At 43.1% G+C, this 18,742-nt stretch carries 17 protein-coding genes; 2 read left to right on the plus strand and 15 right to left on the minus strand.

Annotated elements, in window-relative coordinates:
• Positions 1-741 precede the first annotated feature (741 nt).
• The gene (locus AXF17_RS00180; protein ID WP_094233263.1) at positions 742-2,238 is read left to right on the plus strand and encodes a phosphohexomutase domain-containing protein; all 1,497 of its coding nucleotides are present in this window, start codon (positions 742-744) and stop codon (positions 2,236-2,238) included.
• A 97-nt stretch (positions 2,239-2,335) separates the two neighbouring features.
• On the opposite strand, the gene AXF17_RS00185 is transcribed toward AXF17_RS00180, so the two are convergent.
• The 12 genes from AXF17_RS00185 to AXF17_RS00240 form a co-directional block, all read right to left on the minus strand.
• Positions 2,336-2,950: an NfeD family protein gene (locus AXF17_RS00185; RefSeq protein WP_094233264.1), complete on the minus strand. Its 615-nt coding sequence runs from the start codon at positions 2,948-2,950 to the stop codon at positions 2,336-2,338.
• A 320-nt stretch (positions 2,951-3,270) separates the two neighbouring features.
• A complete protein-coding gene (locus tag AXF17_RS00190) occupies positions 3,271-3,960 on the minus strand; it encodes a V-type ATP synthase subunit D (protein WP_094233265.1) in 690 nt (229 codons plus the stop codon).
• 23 nt (positions 3,961-3,983) lie between these two features.
• Positions 3,984-5,357, minus strand: a complete 1,374-nt coding sequence (locus AXF17_RS00195; RefSeq protein ID WP_094233266.1) for a V-type ATP synthase subunit B — start codon at positions 5,355-5,357, stop codon at positions 3,984-3,986.
• Positions 5,350-7,128, minus strand: a complete 1,779-nt coding sequence (locus tag AXF17_RS00200; RefSeq protein WP_094233267.1) for a V-type ATP synthase subunit A — start codon at positions 7,126-7,128, stop codon at positions 5,350-5,352. The genes AXF17_RS00195 and AXF17_RS00200 overlap by 8 nt, the downstream gene beginning before the upstream one ends.
• Positions 7,129-7,139: 11 nt before the next feature.
• On the minus strand, positions 7,140-7,460 hold the full coding sequence (locus AXF17_RS00205; RefSeq protein ID WP_094233268.1) for a V-type ATP synthase subunit F: 321 nt from the start codon (positions 7,458-7,460) through the stop codon (positions 7,140-7,142).
• A complete protein-coding gene (locus AXF17_RS00210) occupies positions 7,453-8,448 on the minus strand; it encodes a V-type ATP synthase subunit C (protein WP_157682497.1) in 996 nt (331 codons plus the stop codon). Before AXF17_RS00210 ends, AXF17_RS00205 begins: the two co-directional genes overlap by 8 nt.
• A gap of 27 nt (positions 8,449-8,475) precedes the next feature.
• Positions 8,476-9,045 (minus strand): V-type ATP synthase subunit E, encoded by a 570-nt coding sequence (locus AXF17_RS00215; RefSeq protein WP_094233270.1) that lies wholly within the window; start codon positions 9,043-9,045, stop codon positions 8,476-8,478.
• Between the two features lie 46 nt (positions 9,046-9,091).
• Positions 9,092-9,565, minus strand: a complete 474-nt coding sequence (locus AXF17_RS00220; protein WP_094233271.1) for a V-type ATP synthase subunit K — start codon at positions 9,563-9,565, stop codon at positions 9,092-9,094.
• Entirely contained in the window at positions 9,565-11,547 is a 1,983-nt protein-coding gene (locus AXF17_RS00225) for a V-type ATP synthase subunit I (RefSeq protein WP_094233272.1), read from the minus strand. Before AXF17_RS00225 ends, AXF17_RS00220 begins: the two co-directional genes overlap by 1 nt.
• Positions 11,534-11,860, minus strand: coding sequence for a hypothetical protein (locus AXF17_RS00230; RefSeq protein WP_094233273.1), 327 nt, complete (start codon positions 11,858-11,860; stop codon positions 11,534-11,536). The genes AXF17_RS00225 and AXF17_RS00230 overlap by 14 nt, the downstream gene beginning before the upstream one ends.
• A 201-nt stretch (positions 11,861-12,061) precedes the next feature.
• On the minus strand, positions 12,062-12,244 hold the full coding sequence (locus AXF17_RS00235) for a DUF4044 domain-containing protein (protein WP_094233274.1): 183 nt from the start codon (positions 12,242-12,244) through the stop codon (positions 12,062-12,064).
• 77 nt (positions 12,245-12,321) lie between these two features.
• On the minus strand, positions 12,322-13,233 hold the full coding sequence (locus AXF17_RS00240; RefSeq protein WP_169711281.1) for a LysR family transcriptional regulator: 912 nt from the start codon (positions 13,231-13,233) through the stop codon (positions 12,322-12,324).
• Between the two features lie 177 nt (positions 13,234-13,410).
• Between AXF17_RS00240 and AXF17_RS00245 the strand changes: the two genes are divergently transcribed.
• A complete protein-coding gene (locus tag AXF17_RS00245; protein ID WP_094233276.1) occupies positions 13,411-14,280 on the plus strand; it encodes a DMT family transporter in 870 nt (289 codons plus the stop codon).
• 143 nt (positions 14,281-14,423) lie between these two features.
• On the opposite strand, the gene rlmH is transcribed toward AXF17_RS00245, so the two are convergent.
• The 3 genes from rlmH to AXF17_RS00260 form a co-directional block, all read right to left on the minus strand.
• On the minus strand, positions 14,424-14,903 hold the full coding sequence (rlmH, locus tag AXF17_RS00250; RefSeq protein ID WP_094233277.1) for a 23S rRNA (pseudouridine(1915)-N(3))-methyltransferase RlmH: 480 nt from the start codon (positions 14,901-14,903) through the stop codon (positions 14,424-14,426).
• Between the two features lie 38 nt (positions 14,904-14,941).
• Complete coding sequence (locus tag AXF17_RS00255; protein ID WP_094233278.1) at positions 14,942-15,754, minus strand: MBL fold metallo-hydrolase; 813 nt, start codon at positions 15,752-15,754, stop codon at positions 14,942-14,944.
• A partial coding sequence (locus tag AXF17_RS00260) for a PD-(D/E)XK nuclease family protein (protein WP_094233279.1) occupies positions 15,747-18,742 on the minus strand: 2,996 nt, incomplete at its 5' end. The genes AXF17_RS00255 and AXF17_RS00260, both read right to left, overlap by 8 nt.

Raw genomic sequence — 18,742 nt, forward strand, 5'->3', positions numbered from 1 at the left:
TATACAACTTAAGAGATACAACAATAAATATTGTAAATATAATTGGCTCGCTTCCATGGGTAATGATGTACAAATAGTTTAGAATACTCCTCGTTAGAAGCGAATATGAATCAATATATGAATTAACAACTGAACTAACAATATCAAAAATCGCTGATAGTTGATGCATAATCAAAACCGAAAAAAATATTCGATTTTCAAGTATCTGCATGTCATTTCGCACTGTCATGAAAGAAGCAGTTATTAGTATTATAAAAATTGCAGCTATATCAAACGAAACATTGTACATCATAGGCATCATTGTGTTGTCAAATTCCGCAGAATTATTTATATAAATAATCGACGATAAAAGCAAAATTCAATATTGAATTAAAAATATTGCCACTGATAATGTCTAAATCTATATATTTAGATTACAGTGCATTCCATTGAATTATATATTACTAGCACATAATTCACAATAATCTGAAAATACATATATTTATATAGTGAAAATACACTACATTTATAAAGATGTAAATCATAATTATATTTTGCCTTAATTTCAAACTTGTTATTTATATTTATAATATCATTAAGTTCATAGCCCACTACATCTATTTTTCTGTATAATATTAGTAATTTAGAATTTAATTTATTTCGATTTATTTTATATATTCATTAATATAGTTTGTAGCTATTGAAGCCTGCAGCTACATATTAAATACTGATTCATAAAACTAACATATGGAGAATATTAACATGGGTAAGGAAATTTTAAAGCTCCAAAACGGTAGCGACATTCGTGGAATTGCGATGAACGGCGTTGAGGGGGAAGATGTAAATCTGACGCGATATAACGCACTCGCGATAGGCGCAGCTTTTGCGCATTGGTTAGGATTCAAGACGGGAAAGAATTCGTTTGATCTCAAGATATGTGTTGGTCGAGACCCTCGTATTACAGGTCCAGACCTCGCCGATGCACTCATGTCGGGTATGGCTTATCTCGGCGTACAGGTTAGCGATGCAGGACTCGCTTCTACACCGGCAATGTACATGTCGACGGTTATGCCGTACTACGAGTTCGATGGAGCGATAATGGTTACGGCGAGCCACTTGCCATTTAACAGAAATGGATTCAAGTTCTTCACCGCAGAAGGCGGCCTCAACAAAGCAGATATCAAGGAAGTCCTCGAGTATGCGGCAAGCGCACATATACTTCCTTTTGAATACAACGCTGAGAGTGTGAATCTCATGCAGATGTATGCTGCTCACCTCCGTTCGATGATTAGCATGGGAGTTGGCGGTGATTTAAGCAATCTGAAAATCGTTGTCGATGCGGGAAATGGTGCTGGAGGCTTCTTTGCAAATAACGTCCTCGCTCCGCTCGGTGCTGATATAAGTGGTAGCCAGTTCCTCGATCCAGATGGCAATTTCCCTAACCACCAGCCAAACCCTGAGAACAAAGAAGCTATGGAGTCGATTTGCAAGCAGGTGCGTGAGACTGGCGCTGACCTCGGAATCATATTTGACACGGACGTTGACAGAAGTGCAGCCGTAACTTCTGAAGGTAAGCCTATCAGCAGAAATGCAATCGTTGCTCTTGCCGCGGCAATCGGTGCAGATGATTATCCTGGCGGTACTGTCGTTACTGATAGCATCACTTCCAACGAACTGCACACATTTCTCAAGGACAAACTCGGTTTAAAGCACTTCAGGTACAAGAGGGGTTACAAGAACGTTATAAACAAAGCTATTGAACTATCAAAAGATGGAGAAAATGCATTTCTCGCTATCGAGACTTCGGGTCACGCAGCCTACTCTGACAACTACTATCTGGATGACGGTGCATTCCTTGCAGTTCAGATTATTATCAATGCAGCTAACCTTAAGAAGGAAGGCAAAGGCATCGATTACATGATTACCGCACTTGCCGAGCCCGCTGAATCAGTAGAAATTAGATTTAATTTAACCACAGACAATTTCGGTGAGGTTGGAGACAATATCCTCGATGATATGAAAGTTTGGGCAGAACAGACTGAAGGCTTATCGCTCGAACTACCTAACTATGAAGGAGTCCGCATCAATTATAGCCTTGATGGTCACGATGGCTGGTTTTTGCTTAGAAAATCTCTTCACGACCCAGTAATGCCTCTAAATGTTGAGTCTGGCAGTGAGGGAGGAGTGAAACTAGTACTAGCTCTCATCAAAGACTTTCTTTCTGGAAGAGAAGGAATTGATATTTCCGTACTCAGCTAACCAGTTAAATCAACATATATTTAAAAAATATGCACAAAATATATACATAAAATATACAAGCAAGAGCTCCGAGATAAACTTTGGAGCTCTTTTATCGTTATTCGTTTGCAAACGCCTCTACTACGATATTATACCCTTCAATATCTATAGCTTTAACTTTTGTATCTATAGGAATAACCTCTCTACTGATAGCATGTAGAACCTCGTCTCCAAAATCAACCTTGCCCGTGAGTTTCAAATCGGTTATCGTTCTTCCAACATGCCCAATATATTTTTCACTTAAATCTTCCCTATTCCTAGCTGTAATATTGCTTACTACCGTAAATATAATAATAAACAACATAGCAAGGGCTGCTGTTACAGCTGGCGACAGACGTAATAAAGACATTCCAATAGCTGCTTCGAAAACTGCATTTGCATTAGATCCCGCGCTCTGGCATTTCCCATACCAAAATGGCAGATGGTGGCGCCTCTCAACAATATAGATAATTATAGAGTATAAACACATGAACACACCAAATCCCGTAAGCACTATATTTAAGCCGGATACATATGCACTTTGATTGTCACTACTATAAACATTCATATAAGTTTTTACGGAAAACGCATATAGCCCCCCTATAGCTAATCGGAACATTATCGTTAGCAGAATTAATGGAATAACCTGCCTTAGAGGGATATGATCTTTTACATAAGTTACTACCTTTTTCATTTCATCCTCCTTTCAGAGTTATGATATCAGACACATTTACGTAGTCTTATACAGGGCTCTTTCACCGCATTTATCGCTTTTACCATACGAACGATTATATGCTGAGCCCCTATACCCGTCGTACTTGTTATATTATTTATATAATTATGATATCACTTTAATATCACATGTCAATATATTTTCATGTACAAATAATGTACATTCTTCACTAGGAGTATTTGAATACTTTGCTAGCTAAAATCATTACTTGCCACTAAAAAAGTGAGATACAGATAATCCGCATCTCACTCATTCCTTATTAGATTGTTATGCCTAGGCTCTTACTCTGCCATCTGGGCGAGAATTTCAGCATCCTTGGCACGCTGCTGCTCGATACTCTCTTGCAGCATCATGTCCTTAACTTTCATGAGCCTTGTCTGGTTACCTCTTTCGTTCTCATCAAGCTTCATCTTGATATACTTGATGGTCTCCTTGTAATTCGGTATCTTGACATACTCAAGAGCATTAACACGTCTTCTGGTCTTTTCGATTTCATCAGCTATGAGCATAGCTTCTTTCTCCATACCTGCAAGCTGAAGTAGCTTAGGGAATAGAATCGACAGCTTCTCGATAGACTTGTCGAGTTCTCCTGAAGTGGTTGCAAATCCATATGGATATACGTTTCCAGTCTGTGTGTTCTCCTGCTCAAAATCAAAGGATGGAACGTCGATACTCATTACGTTTTTCTCTGTCGCAACGAGCTTTACACTCTGCTTAGGATACATTAGAGCTTCCTCCAGCATCTCCGGTGTCATTACGGCACGTGCTACAGAAAAGCTTCCATATACCTCTTCGAGCATTGGCTCCACCTCTTCACGAAGTGCTTTAATCTCTCTAGCGAGATCAAGAAAGATTCGCATAAGCTCATCTCTCTTATCCTTCATGAGCTTGTGACCCTTGATAGCCACCTTGAGTTGCCCTTTAAGCTTAGACATGACCATTCTAGTTGGGTTAACATTTAGTCTTGCCATAAGATCATCCCTTTCTTACTAAGCTACTTCTGCTCATAAAATTCATCGAGGTAGTCTTTCTTAACACGTTTAAGCTCTGATCTAGGCATTGTTCTGAGAAGTTCCCAGCCAACCTCTAGTGTTTCCTCAATGGATCTGTCCTTCTCGTATCCCTGAGATACGTACTTGTTCTCAAATTCATCAGCAAACTGTGCGTAAAGCTTATCAACGTCGCTGAGCGCAGCTTCTCCGAGGATAGCCATGAGCTCCTTACACTCCTTACCTCTCGCGTATATAGCAAAAAGCTGATTGAGTACGTCTGCGTGATCCTTACGAGTCTTACCTTCACCGATACCCTTATCCTTTAGACGGGATAGCGATGGAAGTACATCGATTGGTGGTGTAACACCCTTTCTATAGAGGTCTCTGGATAGGATAATCTGTCCCTCTGTAATATATCCTGTAAGGTCAGGAATTGGGTGAGTGATATCATCCTCAGGCATCGATACGATTGGAATCATAGTGATTGAACCGTCGATTCCCTTCTTCTTACCAGCTCTCTCGTACATAGTAGCAAGGTCAGTATATAAATATCCCGGGTAACCACGACGTCCCGGAACTTCCTTACGAGCAGCGGAAACCTCACGAAGAGATTCAGCGTAGTTCGTAATATCAGTGATGATAACGAGAACGTGCATGTTCTGCTCAAATGCCAGATACTCAGCAGCTGTGAGAGCCATACGAGGTGTCGCAATACGCTCTACAGCAGGGTCATTAGCAAGGTTTAAGAACATTACCGAACGGTCGATAGCTCCACTCCTACGGAAGTCTGTCATGAAGAATTCAGCTTCTTCGTAAGTGATACCTACGGCTGCGAATACTACAGCAAACTTGCTGTTAGCTCCACGAACCTTAGCCTGTCTCGCAATTTGAGCTGCCAGGTTAGCGTGAGGAAGTCCTGATCCTGAGAAGATAGGAAGCTTCTGTCCTCTAACTAGAGTGTTAAGTCCGTCTATAGCGGATACACCAGTCTGAATGAACTCAGATGGGTACTCTCTTGCAGCCGGATTCATAGCGAGTCCGTTGATATCTAGGTAGCTCTCCGGAATGATTTCAGCTCCACCATCGATAGGTCTGCCCATTCCGTCAAATACTCGTCCGAGCATATCTAGAGATACGCCCAGCTGATTTCCATGACCGAGGAATCTTACCTTGCTCTCTTTGAGGTTCATTCCTGCGGAGTTTTCAAATAGCTGTACAACAGCGTCAGTGCCGTTAAGTTCGAGAACCTTACAGTGTCTTAGCTCACCATTTGCAAGCTCAATTTCACCAAGCTCATCGTAGCCTACATCTTCTACACCCTTAACAACCATCAAAGGGCCGGCTACTTCAGAAATAGTCTTATATTCTCTAATCATTCAGTTCACCTGCCTTCTTAATAAGCTCTTCTATAGAAGCCTCCAGCTTGTCAACAAGTGCAGCGTACTCTGCGTCAACGTCTTTCTCTTCGAAATACTTGAATCTTCCGATGTCCTCTCTTAAAGGTAGAGAAGTGATTGTCTTAAAGTCAGCATGCTCATGAAGGCCCTTAAGTCCTTCGTCATAGAAACGTAGGATTAGATCTAGAAGCTTAAACTGCTTGTTTGTAGATGTAAATGTATCAACTTCGTGGAACGCATTCTGGTGTAGGTAGTCCTCACGAATCATCTTGCAGACTTCAAGCTTGAGCTGGTCTTCCTTAGATAGACCGTCTACTCCGACTAGCTGTACGATTTCGTTCAGTTCGTCTTCTTCCTGGAGCAGCTTAAGGGCTCTCGCTCTGTGAGTTGGGAACTCCTTATTTACATTCTCTGCAAACCATACGTTCAGTCTATCTGCGTATAGCGAATAGCTGTTTAGCCAGTTGATTGCAGGGAAGTGTCTAGCGTGAGCTAGGTTAGCATCTAGTCCCCAGAACACCTTTACGATACGAAGTGTGGCCTGTGATACTGGCTCGGAAATATCTCCTCCTGGAGGGGATACAGCTCCGATTGCGGATAGAGCTCCAACTCTTCCCTCGCTTCCAAGGCATACAACCTTTCCAGCTCTCTCATAGAACTGTGCAAGTCTGGATGCCAGGTAAGCCGGGTATCCTTCTTCACCAGGCATTTCCTCAAGACGACCTGACATCTCACGAAGAGCCTCAGCCCATCTCGATGTTGAGTCAGCCATGAGAGCTACTGAGTATCCCATATCTCTGAAGTACTCAGCGATTGTAATTCCTGTATATACGGATGCTTCTCTCGCAGCTACCGGCATGTCTGAAGTGTTCGCGATGAGGACAGTTCTTCTCATCAGAGATTCCCCTGTCTTAGGGTCAACGAGTTCTGGGAACTCATTGAGTACATCAGTCATCTCGTTTCCACGCTCTCCGCATCCGATATAAACTACGATATCCGCATCTGCCCACTTAGCTAGCTGGTGCTGTACTACAGTCTTTCCTGAACCGAAAGGTCCCGGAACTGCTGATACACCACCCTTAGCAATCGGGAACATTGTATCAATAACTCTCTGTCCGGTAATCAGCGGTTCGTCAGGTGATAGTTTCTCCTTGTAAGGACGTTCAACTCGCACCGGCCATCTCTGCATCATTTTAACTTCGACTTCTTTTCCCGATACATCCTCGATTACCGCAACAGTCTCATCAACTGTAAAACTACCGCTCTCAATGCTCTTAACCTTACCGCTAACCTTGTAAGGAACCATAATCCTCTGGGTTACAGCGATTGTCTCCTCAACTGTACCGAGGACTTCTCCTGCAGAAACTTCGTCTCCAACCTTTGCAACTGGAACGAACTCCCATTTCTTGTCGCGGTCAAGCGCTGGCTCCGATACACCTCTAGCGATATTGGTGCCTGTCTTCTCAAGAAGCACAGACAGCGGTCTCTGAATTCCATCGTAAATGGTCTCAATAAGTCCCGGCCCGAGTTCTACAGATAGTGGAGCTCCAGTTGAATAAACTGGCTCGCCCGGCTGTAGACCAGCGGTTTCCTCATATACCTGAATCGAAGCATTTCCGCCACGCATCTCGATGATTTCTCCAGTAAGGCCCTGATTTCCAACCTTAACTACGTCATACATATCTGCGTCGCTCATGCCCGAAGCAACTACTAGAGGTCCGGATATCTTAACGATTTTGCCTTGTTCCATGATTACCTCCATTATTTATCGCCAAATAGTATGTCTGCACCAACAGCCTTCTCAACAGCTCTCTTGACGTTGTTAAGGCCTGCACCATAGCTCCCGTCGCTTCCAGGAATTGGAACGATTGCCGGAATACGAAGGGTTTCATATTTTGCGATTTCATTACCTATTTCTTTGTAATACTTTTCAGTGATATAGATGATTCCATAATCATCTTTTACGATACTATGCAATATATCTGTAGCTTCTTCCTTGTTTCTGCAAGCGAATGCATCAAGCCCAAAGACCTTGAAGCCCAGCACACTATCGGCATCACCAATAATACCAATCTTACTCATAAGTCTCCCTCAGTCTTTCTCTAATTAATTCTGGGCTCATCTTGGCTAGCTTACCAGCAAGCACGATGCGGATAGCCTTAATCTCATTCTGTCTAGCGATGAGGTAAGCAACAAGTGGCTCAAGGCCAAATGTCACGGTTTTAGCTTCCCTGCTGTATTCCACAAGAAGGTTGTCGCAAATCTTCTCTAGAAGTGTAAAGTCACCGCTATTGTCGATTGCCTCTCCTCCCTCGCTTACCGCCTTTCTGATATCGTAAGCCTGGAATTTCTCAGCTGCCTGCTTGAAGTCATCTTCATAGCTGCCTAGGAATACCTGCACATCTACCGTTCCGCCTGGGATAAATACATTTTCAAAGTATTTCCAAGGCTGCCCCATCTTCTTTACTCTCGCAAATGTCTTGAGATTGATGGTATCAATCCATAGTGCTACGTAACCCATTACATAGCTGTTCTTGGACTGTTCAGCTGCTTCGATGATATCTGCAAAACAATACTTGTCACAGACAAAGTCAATCATCTGTGGATCATTAGTACGCGCATGAACATCTATCGCTTCAGTGAGTGCCCTAGCCATGTTCTCTGTGAGACCTATTGTTTCACGCTCTTTTACACTCTTAACCATCTCACTAGCACTGATAGTTCCATTCCCCATGAGGAGTTCATCTCTATCAATATCTAGCGCCTCTGCTTTGAGTAGAACCTTTAGATTGTGGTAGTCAGCAGGATAGCAGAATATGTTGAGCGCTGCGCTGCTCTTGCTGAGCTCTTTTGCCTCAGCGAAGAACGAAGCCTCGGCTTGCTTCAGCACATCCTGATAATTTGCCGCAGTTAAAGTGTTGCCTTCAGAACCATAACCAGCATCTTGTAGAACTTTGCATATATCGTCGATATTTTTAGACTCTGTCATATTGCGGAGCTGCTCACTTGAGAGGAGTTTGCTTTCTTGGCTTCTCACATATGAGCTCGCATATACGAAATCAGTTCCCAAAATACGCCTCCTTTCTGGTTACAGCGATTACTTGAATAGAATTCCAGCAACCTCTGCAGTCAACTCTTCTCTTGCATTTGATAATAGCTTCTCTAGAGAAGCATTGTATGAGATATTACCTCTTCTAAGGATACATCCGCCTTCGATATCAACGGTTTCATCACTTAGTGTGAGTGCTGTGCCTTTGAACAGGTTCACAAGGTCAGCGCCTATTCTGTCTCTATCTGACTGATTGAGCAGAACCTCTCCACCTTCCTTCTGGTACGCCCCAAGCTGTCTACAGATGAACTTGACATACTCTCCGGTTTCTAGGTTAAGAATCATATCAACTGCTTCTTTGTAGCACTCGTCAATAACAGACTGCTTAGCAGCGAGCTTCATCTTACGCGCATCGAGGTCTGCAACCGACTGTCTTCTATTAACTAGGACTTCCGCATCATTCTTAGCTTCTGCCTCAAATCTCTGCAGTAGTTTATCAGCTTCTGCCTGAGCTTCTTTGAGGGTTTCTGCTTTAACTGCTTCCGCCTCTCTTCTCTGACTGTCGGAATAAGTCTGAGCCTCTTTTAGGATTCGCTCAGTTATAGACTCTATACTCATTCTTACCGTCCCTTTCTATAAGTTAGTTACAACGATTTGTGTGCGATTAACCAATCTGAACGCCGTTGTACATAAGGAACGAGATGATGAATGCTAGGATAGCGTATGTCTCTACCATTACAGCGTAGATAATAGCATTACCTAGAGCTCCGTCCTTCTTGGAGATGAGCTGCATACCAGCAGCTGCGGCTCTGCCCTGTGTGTATCCAGATACGATACCTACAACTCCGATTGGAACTCCTGCGAATAGGAATGCAAGTCCCTGTGTAGTTGAAACGTTTAGTAGGTTGCCACCGAGGATTCCAATCTTAGTTAGAATCAGGATAGCGATTACCATTCCGTAAATTCCCTGTGTTCCCGGAAGAGCCTGTAGTACAAGTGTTGAACCGAAGCTCACTTTATCACCAGACATTACTCCGTCAGCAGCCTCACCGGCAATACCAACACCAATAGCACTTCCTACGCCTGCGATTGTCGCAATTGCTGCACCTAGTACAGCTAAAGTTAGACCTAAACTCATTATTTTGCCTCCTTAATTACATTAATATACTTCGTATCCCTGTTTAGCGGTTCAAATGCCCTGCCTTCACCTTCGTAGAATCTACCGAAGAACTCTACGTACTGAAGTCTGCAGGAGTGAACAAAGGCTCCCAGAGCGTTGATTCCGAAGTTGAGTGTGTGCCCCAAAATTCCAATTACTAGGAACATAACCACTCCGACTACACTTTTGCCTCCCATCGAAGCCAGGAAGTTAAATACCTGTGCAATTGATGTAGAAGCTAGACCAAGTCCGAGAAGTCTCGAATACGAGAGTATATCGGACAGATTTCCTGTTAATCCACTGTAGATATCCCAGATACCAAGACCCTTCGTAATTCCCTCATTAGTGATGAACGGAAGGACAATCGCTGCTACAACACCTACTATTGCCATAATCTTACCGATTCCCGGCACCCCAGGACCAATCTTGGTTCCGAATAGTATTAGTATGATTCCCGCAACGATGAGGTACCATGCAAATACATCTTTACATGCATCAAGGAACTTTCCATTCCTTATCTGCTGGTACGCCTTGATTCCCATTCCGACAAACAGGTGTATAACACCGAGTCCGCACGAGAATACGAGGAATATCATCGGCGATTTAGCCGGATCCAGCCATAGCGGATTAATGACTACTGTCTTGCCGAAGAACGTCTTAGCAACTACAGGTATGAGGTCTCCGAAGAAACTTCCGAACATGATGCCCCAGAATATACTGGATAGTCCGCTGTAGAATAGTACATTCAGAAGTTTATATGCGCCTCCTTCGTACAGCTTGTTCTTCTTAAGTGCATATACCGACATTACGCACAAGATGATTCCATATCCCACATCTCCGAACATAATTCCGAAGAATATGATATAGAATATTGAGAAAATCGATGTCGGATCAATTTCTTTCCAGTTAGGTAACGAGTACATTTCCGTAATGAATTCGATTGGTGCAAAGAACTTCTTGTTCTGTAGGCGCACCGGCACGTCGTCTTCCTCCTCGGGTTCTGTAAGTTCGTACCAACATGTGTATTTCCCCAGCAATTCCTCAACCTTGCTGGAAACGAATTTTGGTGTCCATCCATCAAAGGTGAACGTCTCCTCTGTCGTGAGAAGTCTGCTACGAACGAATGCTCTATCGCGGCTAATTACCATGATATCGTGGTAACACTCGACGTTTACTCTGGAGCCCTCCATCTCTTTGACCTTAAGCTCAAGAGCTTCTCTCTCGCTATTAGCATCTGCAATTGCCTGCTCTGCTCTAGCGATGTTCTCCTCTGCCGTGCCTTCAAGCTCAGCAATCGGAGCGAGTGTAAAGCCATAGCGCTTGATTATTTCGAGCACTGCATCTTCATCATCTCTGAAATACCATGCACTAACGTACATCTGTTCCTTGTCCTTGTGAACGCACTGTACAACTGAGGATAGACCTTCAGCTTCCAGTTCCTTCTCAACCTCCTGAACGTCCGTAGTCAATGGCATAAGTCCGATGCGTATACTTAAACATCCTGTCTCTGTGAGCTCAATCGGGAGTTCATATGATCTCCAAGGCTCAAGTGATAACTTGAGTGCCTCAGCGGAGTTCGCCTTGCTATAAGCATCGGCAATTGCACTGCCGTACTCATTTAAGCGATTAACTTCCTCCTCAAACTCTTTCTCTTTACTTAAAATCTCGCCATACTCTGCCTCTGTAACAACTCTACGAGCTGGGAACATTGGCTTCTTGCTGCTGTCATACCTATCTAGTAGGGACAGCGCCGAGTCAGCAGCGGAGATTTTCTTATCGAACTCTGCTACCGCAGTTTCGTCACCATCCTTCACTACAAGCTTTGTCCACTCTTCGCTTTGAAGCTTGTCTTCAGGCTTAGTAACTTCGACAACACCGAGATCCATGAGTTCCTTGATCAGCGCCTGCTTCTCATCGTTCATACCTATGACGGACAACTTTTTCATTTTAATCGTTGCCATAAGTACCCATTACCTTTCCGACGATTGCTGAAGCTGCTTGCGAGAGATTTTCTCTAGCTGCCACCTTAAGTTGCTCACATACAGCGGTTTCAGCATCTATCTTCTCCTGATAGAGCGCCTCTGCCTTCGCTTCAGCAGATGCAATCGCAGCCTTGTAAGCTTCGTTACCTCTTCTGTCAGCGTCTTCGAGCAGAATCTTAGATTCTTTCTTGCCGTCAGCTATGATCTGAGCTGCAGCTTCTTCAGATGATTTCTTAATCCGCGCTGCTTTCGTCTCAGCGTCTCTAACCTTTTCAATACCTGCTATCGACATAAGCGTATCCTTTCTGTCCTGTAAAATCAGCCAAAAGACCCAAAATCATATAGGACGTGATTTAATATAAATTATAGCACTCATTAAAATCCTTTACAAACCAGCAAAAGGCAAAAAAACAAGGCTTTGACTTGTCAAAGCCTTGTCAGAGAATATCATCCAACCAATTTTTACACAAATTTTTATCTATTTAATTATATTCTAATCTAAAAGAAATATACCTGCCGTTATGAATGAAAAACCCACCATGAGGATAATCATTAAAATCGCCATTATTCTCGCCATTTTATCTCTTCGGTTTCTATGTGGTCTATCCGCCTTAAATACGTGATTTAAATTCTTCTCATCTGCTGTACTTCTATCCTTATTCCGTTTCTTATCCATGTGTTTCCTCCATTATCTACAATTATTATGCCACATATCTTATCAGGCAATACTAAATTGCACTCATAAAAGTTTAACTATTTTTTATCATTATCATTAATAATTTCCATCATTTGCTGCTTGTGTTCTGAAAAAAATACAAGTGCGAAATCTCTAAATTTCTTTGCAGCGGGTGAAATACGTCCTGTTTCAGGAACCGCAATGCCTATTGGTACATTATAGCTTGGAGAAATCGGCAGTGCCGTCACGTCACCATTCCACTGATTTATAGAGACTCCATTTACTGTAGTTACACCTAGACCTGCCTCAACCATCGAATATGCGGCAAAAGCATCTGAAGTTTTGTATCTGATTGGAGGGTTGATGTCATATGACTTGAACATCATTGACCCATCGCTCTCCCTGCCGGGATAAAGCTCAATGTAACTATCATTATAGATCCTGTGTATATCGTAAACACCATCAGCTACTGCCGGGTGATCATTTGGCACCCATATATAAAATGGGTCATCGAGAAGATGAATCCATTCACAAGTACCATTTCGGTGGCTGATAAGGCAAAAGTCCAGCTCATCACGTTCAAGCTCCGCCATGAGCGCCGAGCTTCGTCCAGCCGTAAGATCAACTGCTATACCGGGATATTTTGCACAAAAATCTTTAATTAAATCTGTTAGAAACTTGTAATAAGTTGAATATGCAGTTGCAACACGAACCTCGCCTGTGATGACGCCACAGATTTCTGCGATATTCTGGTCCAGATGATTTGCCGAATTGACAAGTGCAGTGAAGCTAGACAGCAGCTGTCTGCACTCGTGAGTTGGCGAGATGCCATTTCTATTTCTATTTACGAGGCGTATACCCGTTTCTTCTTCCAGCGAGGCCATCATACGACTTATGCCAGATGGCGTATATCCTAGCTCTGCGGCTGCAGAAGACATATTACCCAGCTCTAGCGCCCTGAGCAGCACTTTAACCTTCTCTACTTCCATGTCTTTACTCCTTATGATCGAAGTTAATTTTACATAATTCACTCTTTGCCATTTTATCATAATAAGCTTGATTATTTAGCGATTTTATCAAAATACTTTTTTTACTATAATTTACTTACATCAGTTTACATTAGAAAGTGGGGACCCGAGGTGGATACGAAGAGAAGAAATCGCGCGATGATACTGCTATTTATAGTAATTTCGCTGCGTGCAACCTCGCTCCTATTCGCGACAACAGGTTTATCATATATGGGGCCGCTCACTTTGAACGGCTACCGCTTCCCACTTGCCTCTATAATCTTGCTTTTCATCTTCCGAAAGGATATTAAAAATGTGAATAAGCAGGTTATAATCCACGGTTCGATAATCGGTTTTTTCTTCTTGCTGACGATGACCACTGAGTTGATTGGTCTCAAGATGACGAACTCTTCGACGACATCGTTTCTTGAGAATACTGCGATTATCTTCGTGCCACTAGTGGATGCAATACTGATTAGAAAGGCCCCAAAGCCATCTGCAATTATCAGTGCACTTGCGGCCCTTGCCGGAGTCGGATTTCTAACTCTCAAGGACGGTCATATAGGACTTTCTCTAGGAGAATTAATATGCTTACTTAGCGCACTGGCATATACTTTTGCGGTAATAGCGACTGATAGATTTTCAAAGCGCGATGACCCGTTCATGCTCGGTATAATACAGGTTGCATTTATAGGCGTTTCATCATTTGTAGTAGCTATGATTGTAGAAGAACCAAGCTTCCCTACTGCACCTACGGCATGGGGCGTAATAATATTCCTCGCAATCGTGTGCACCTGCTTCGGCTTTACGCTTCAGCCAGTTGCACAGAGTAAATTATCAGCGGCGATTTCAGGACTGTTTTGCGCATTCAATCCGCTCATAACTGCGATACTAGGATACATATTCTTGAACGAGAGACTCGGAACCACAGGTCTAATCGGAGGAGCTCTCATACTCACAAGCATCGTCATACCAGCAATCTCACCTTTGATTGCGCCTATGGTAAAGAAGCCTAGTATAGGCAATTAAATTCGTTTACGACATTACGAGACATCCCTAACCCTCATAATGTTCGCAAAGTATAAAGTAAAAAGTACAAGAATGCCTCCACGAATGTGGAGGCATTCTTGTATGTTATCTGTGATACGAACCAACGTATAAGCTGTGAGAAATTACTTGTGATAAGTCTCGCCATTACTTATCTTGAAGGCACGGTATATCTGTTCAAGCAACATGACTCTCGCCATCTGATGAGGAAAAGTCAGCTTTGAAAATGATAATCCGTAGTCCGCTCTCTTCTTCACTTCATCCGAGAGTCCGAGACTGCCACCAATGATAAAGTTTATAGTCGAGGATTTGGTATCGAAAGTAGACTGGATCATCTTAGATAGCTCTACAGAATCAAGCTGCTTCCCTTCGACTTCCATCGCTATAACATAGCTGTTATCCTTAATTTTCCCAAGAATTGTCTCACCCTCACGAACCAGCACGGCAGCCTCATCGGCGGGCGATGGATTTGCTGGAAGCTTGCTCTCTTTGAGTTCCAAAATCTCGATATTGGCATATCCTGATATTCGCTTGCTGTACTCAGCTACAGCCTCCGCCCAGTATTTCTCCTTGAGTTTTCCTATGCAAATAATCCTTACCTTCATATAAATCCCTATAATTATTGTGGCTTATCTCACTATGACTAAAGCATCGTCAGCTTGTCCTTTGCCGCCACCTTAAGTATGAAATCGCTCCCTTGGCAGAGTTCATTTTCGTCCAAAATATTCTTGACCGTCAGCAGTGCAGTATCCGGTGTGTTGTTCTGCGAGCTCAAGTGTGCTAGCATGATTCGCTGCTCACAGCTTAATTGCCCCACTTCCTTACGAGCTAGAAGTGCCCTTGCAAGAGCAATCCCGCTCGTTACGTTGGATAGATGTCCGCAGTCTCCGAGGATTCGGCGTTTTAACGAGTATGGGTAATCACCCATTTGTAAGATGCTCTCCTCGTGGTTAGCCTCAAATACTAGTGCATCTGCACTAGAGATTTCTTCAGTAATCTCATCTGTTACTATTCCAGTATCAGTCGTCAACGTAAGTTGTTCTCCATCAGCTATAAAGCTAAATCCTAACGGCTCACCGGCATCGTGCGAAAGCGAAAACGCCTTTACGCAGATATCACCAACTCTTACTACGTCTTGTGCAGCCATATATTTAATCCGCTCTGGCTTCACATATTCAAATTTTTCACAGTTGCTCACTGTTCCTCGCGATGTGTATACCTGTGCATCGCCACAAGCCTTGGCAATAGCTCTGATACTCTTTACGTGGTCTAAATGCTCATGTGTGACAAAGATTCCCTGGATATTATCAGGGCTGAGTTTGCACTCTGCAAGCCCCTCCTTAATCCGCTTTGCAGTCAACCCTACATCGAGGAGAAGTCTCGTCTTACCATCTGAAACGATATACGCATTACCGGAGCTACTGCTACCGATAGATGCAATCTTTAATTTACCCATCTATTTCCCTATACTTGTTTCCTTTATACGTTACATCAAATCTGCAGATTGAATTATAATTGCAGTATGTGCACTCTCCCTTGTTATCACTAACAGTGCGCTTCTTGGTCGGCGATATGCTCACATCACCAGCGATAATCTGTTCACTCATATCATGAATCGACTGGCACACATCTTGCTCTATACGTTCGAATAAATCACGATCTATAATCATCTTCTTGCTACCGAGCAGCGTGCTTGGCATCTCCTCTATGACATCTTTTTCATCGATGCATAGACCATTTAGTGTCAAGCCTTTCTTGAGTTCACTATCTACCACTTCCGACGCATCCTTCGCACCTTCTACACTTACAGAAACGTCCTTGATGTTGTAGTAGAAAACGCCCGCAGGCTTCCTATCCTCTGACTTGGCGCCCTGCATATATACCATGAGCTGCATTTTATAACCGCACCTCATCTGCTCTATGCTCACCTTATCCGAACCAGTCTTGTAGTCGATAATTCTGATATCTCCGCCTTCAAACACATCGACTCTGTCAATCTTACCCTCGATAAAAATTTTCTTACCATCTATCTCGAGCTCAATCGGAGCAAATAGCTTGCCCCTTTTAAATTCCTCTTCAAAGTAGGACTTCTCGACCTTACCAAGTCTCATCTGTTCTGCAAGGTTTTCGGCTACACGCGAGCAAACCCTTTCCACTCTCTCAAGCCTATACTGCTCGCGACCATCGGAGGTGAAGAGACCATCTCGATAGTCTCCTGCGATTTCTGTCAGTGTAGCTCTCACTAGATTATCAATCTCTTCATCAGAGATGCTGCCCCAGAGCCCTTCGGCTTCAAGCTTCTTGGACACCTTCATGATGCATTCGTGATACATATCCCCTATCTCTCGAGATGCTCCACTGAATTCCCGGTCTTCTCTAGGTCTTAGTCCATATGATACAAAATGCTTGAACGGACAATGATTGAAGCTCTCAATCCTTGTCGGAGAGAACGAAAACTCACCATTCGATTTCGCAAATAGTCTCTCTGCCATCTCACTGGAGATAGGATCTGCAGAGTTATCATCTCTAGCTGCCTTCATGGCAGTCTCGAGAATTTGTGGCTCATTATTCTGATACCACGAAATTATCGAGTCGGTAATCATCTTGGTTTTTTTCTCATCAGCAGTATGCTCCATAGACCTTCTACCCTTCAGGTAGTTGAGTAGATGGCGCATCGCTGTCTTTGGATTGTTTATAGCACTCATACCTAGGCCACTTGAGATTAGATCTTTGTGTATTTTCACACTCGGTAGAGCTGCTCTAAATGCATCAACTAAAGAAGACGGCTTACAGTCCTGTCCTTCGGAATCAGACAGCGACCAACTAATATATAGTCTCTCGTAAGGCTTTGAAATAAGCCTGTACATAGCTACATTCTCTTCCGTCATCTTAAGTTCATCAAGGTGACCAATTGGAAAATTGTGTTCCTTAAAGAATTTCTTCTCGTCTACCGAGAATATTCCCTCTGAATTTGGCTCCATGGGTAGCACGCCCTCATTCGCTGCAAGCACAACCATAGCCTTGAGCGGTCCAGGTCTCGTTCTAATCATAGAACCCATAATTATGCCATCAAGTGCAGGCGGGATAATTCCAATATCCACTGACTCCAGTCCTTTTTTATATAGCTGCAGCAGTTCTTCAAATCCATCTTTATCGAATGTCTCTTCACCTAGAATATTCGCTAATTGCTCAAGAATCTTAACGCAAGCCTCGTAGCTCTGCGCAGTATTCTGCGCTTCTTCGTTATATCCTTCTTCAGCCTGGGCTTCAGATACAGCCTGTAGCCTGACTGGCAGATCCCATTCCTCTTCCAAAATCTTGATAAGACCGAAGATAAACTCTGCGACTGTTCCGGAGCGTTCTTTTATATCTACGAGTTTTGAAACCTGCTCCATTATATAGCTTCTCGTACTTTCAAGCTTTTCAAACTCCTCGTCAGCATAATCAAAATGACCATACTTAAACTCGCGAGTCCACATATTGCCGCGAATCTTGTAATTGCGTGCGTAGTTCTCGAGCCTCTCTATGTCTATTCTACTAATGCTTGTAAGTTCGGTCTTGAGCATTACGAATAGAGCCGAAGTCCTGTATTTGTGTAGCACAAACTCGAGGAGACTCACTATAAATCTCGCTGCCATCGAATCGGTGATAGTCCTTCTCGAATCGACGAAAAGCGGAATTCCATACTCTTTAAAAGTCCTGCGAATAATCGGCTGCCTAGATGAATCGTCATTGCATATTACTGCGATATCATTCATCTTGTATCCCTTGTCGCGAATGAGCTCATATATGTATGATGCTGCACTTTCTGCTTCGTAGAACGGGTTCGCACACTCAATTAGTTTAACTTCATCGTTAACCGTGCTCTCATCTGGCATCTTAAGCGTAGTTTCACTAGAGTTGGAGACTGTTCTAAATAGATTTTCCTCTAGATAGTCAAGCGTCTCTCGTCCGTACGCTCTGTATTCATCAGGTACGTACTCCTTTGTAATTTTAACTCCTGCTGAATCCGCCCTGGCGGACATTGCTGCCACCAGATTGATATCGAGATCGAAATCGCTGATATTAACCATAAGATTAACATCAATACGCTTTGCCATCTCTATCAGAGCATCCATAGACTTTGGCGCAAGTGTGTCAAATCCATATACCCACGCTGAATGGTTATCCAGCAGCTCCGACTCTCTGATTAAGGAGACATACATTGAGATGTAGTCCTCAGAATCTATGTATTTGCCTTCTAGTTCAGATTCATACTCATCGATTATGAGCTTTAGCTCACGCAGTTTATGTGCCAGCAGTTCGCTGTGACTATCTGCATCGATTATCGACTCTAGTTCATTGAGATAGCAATCCTGCTGCTTGAAGTCAGCGATCAAATCGTTGATCATATCGATAAATCCGCTCTGATCAACCGCTGATTTGAACACTTCCAGTTCATCTT

This window comes from Mogibacterium pumilum, assembly GCF_002243385.1.
In the GTDB taxonomy this organism is placed as follows: domain Bacteria; phylum Bacillota; class Clostridia; order Peptostreptococcales; family Anaerovoracaceae; genus Mogibacterium; species Mogibacterium pumilum.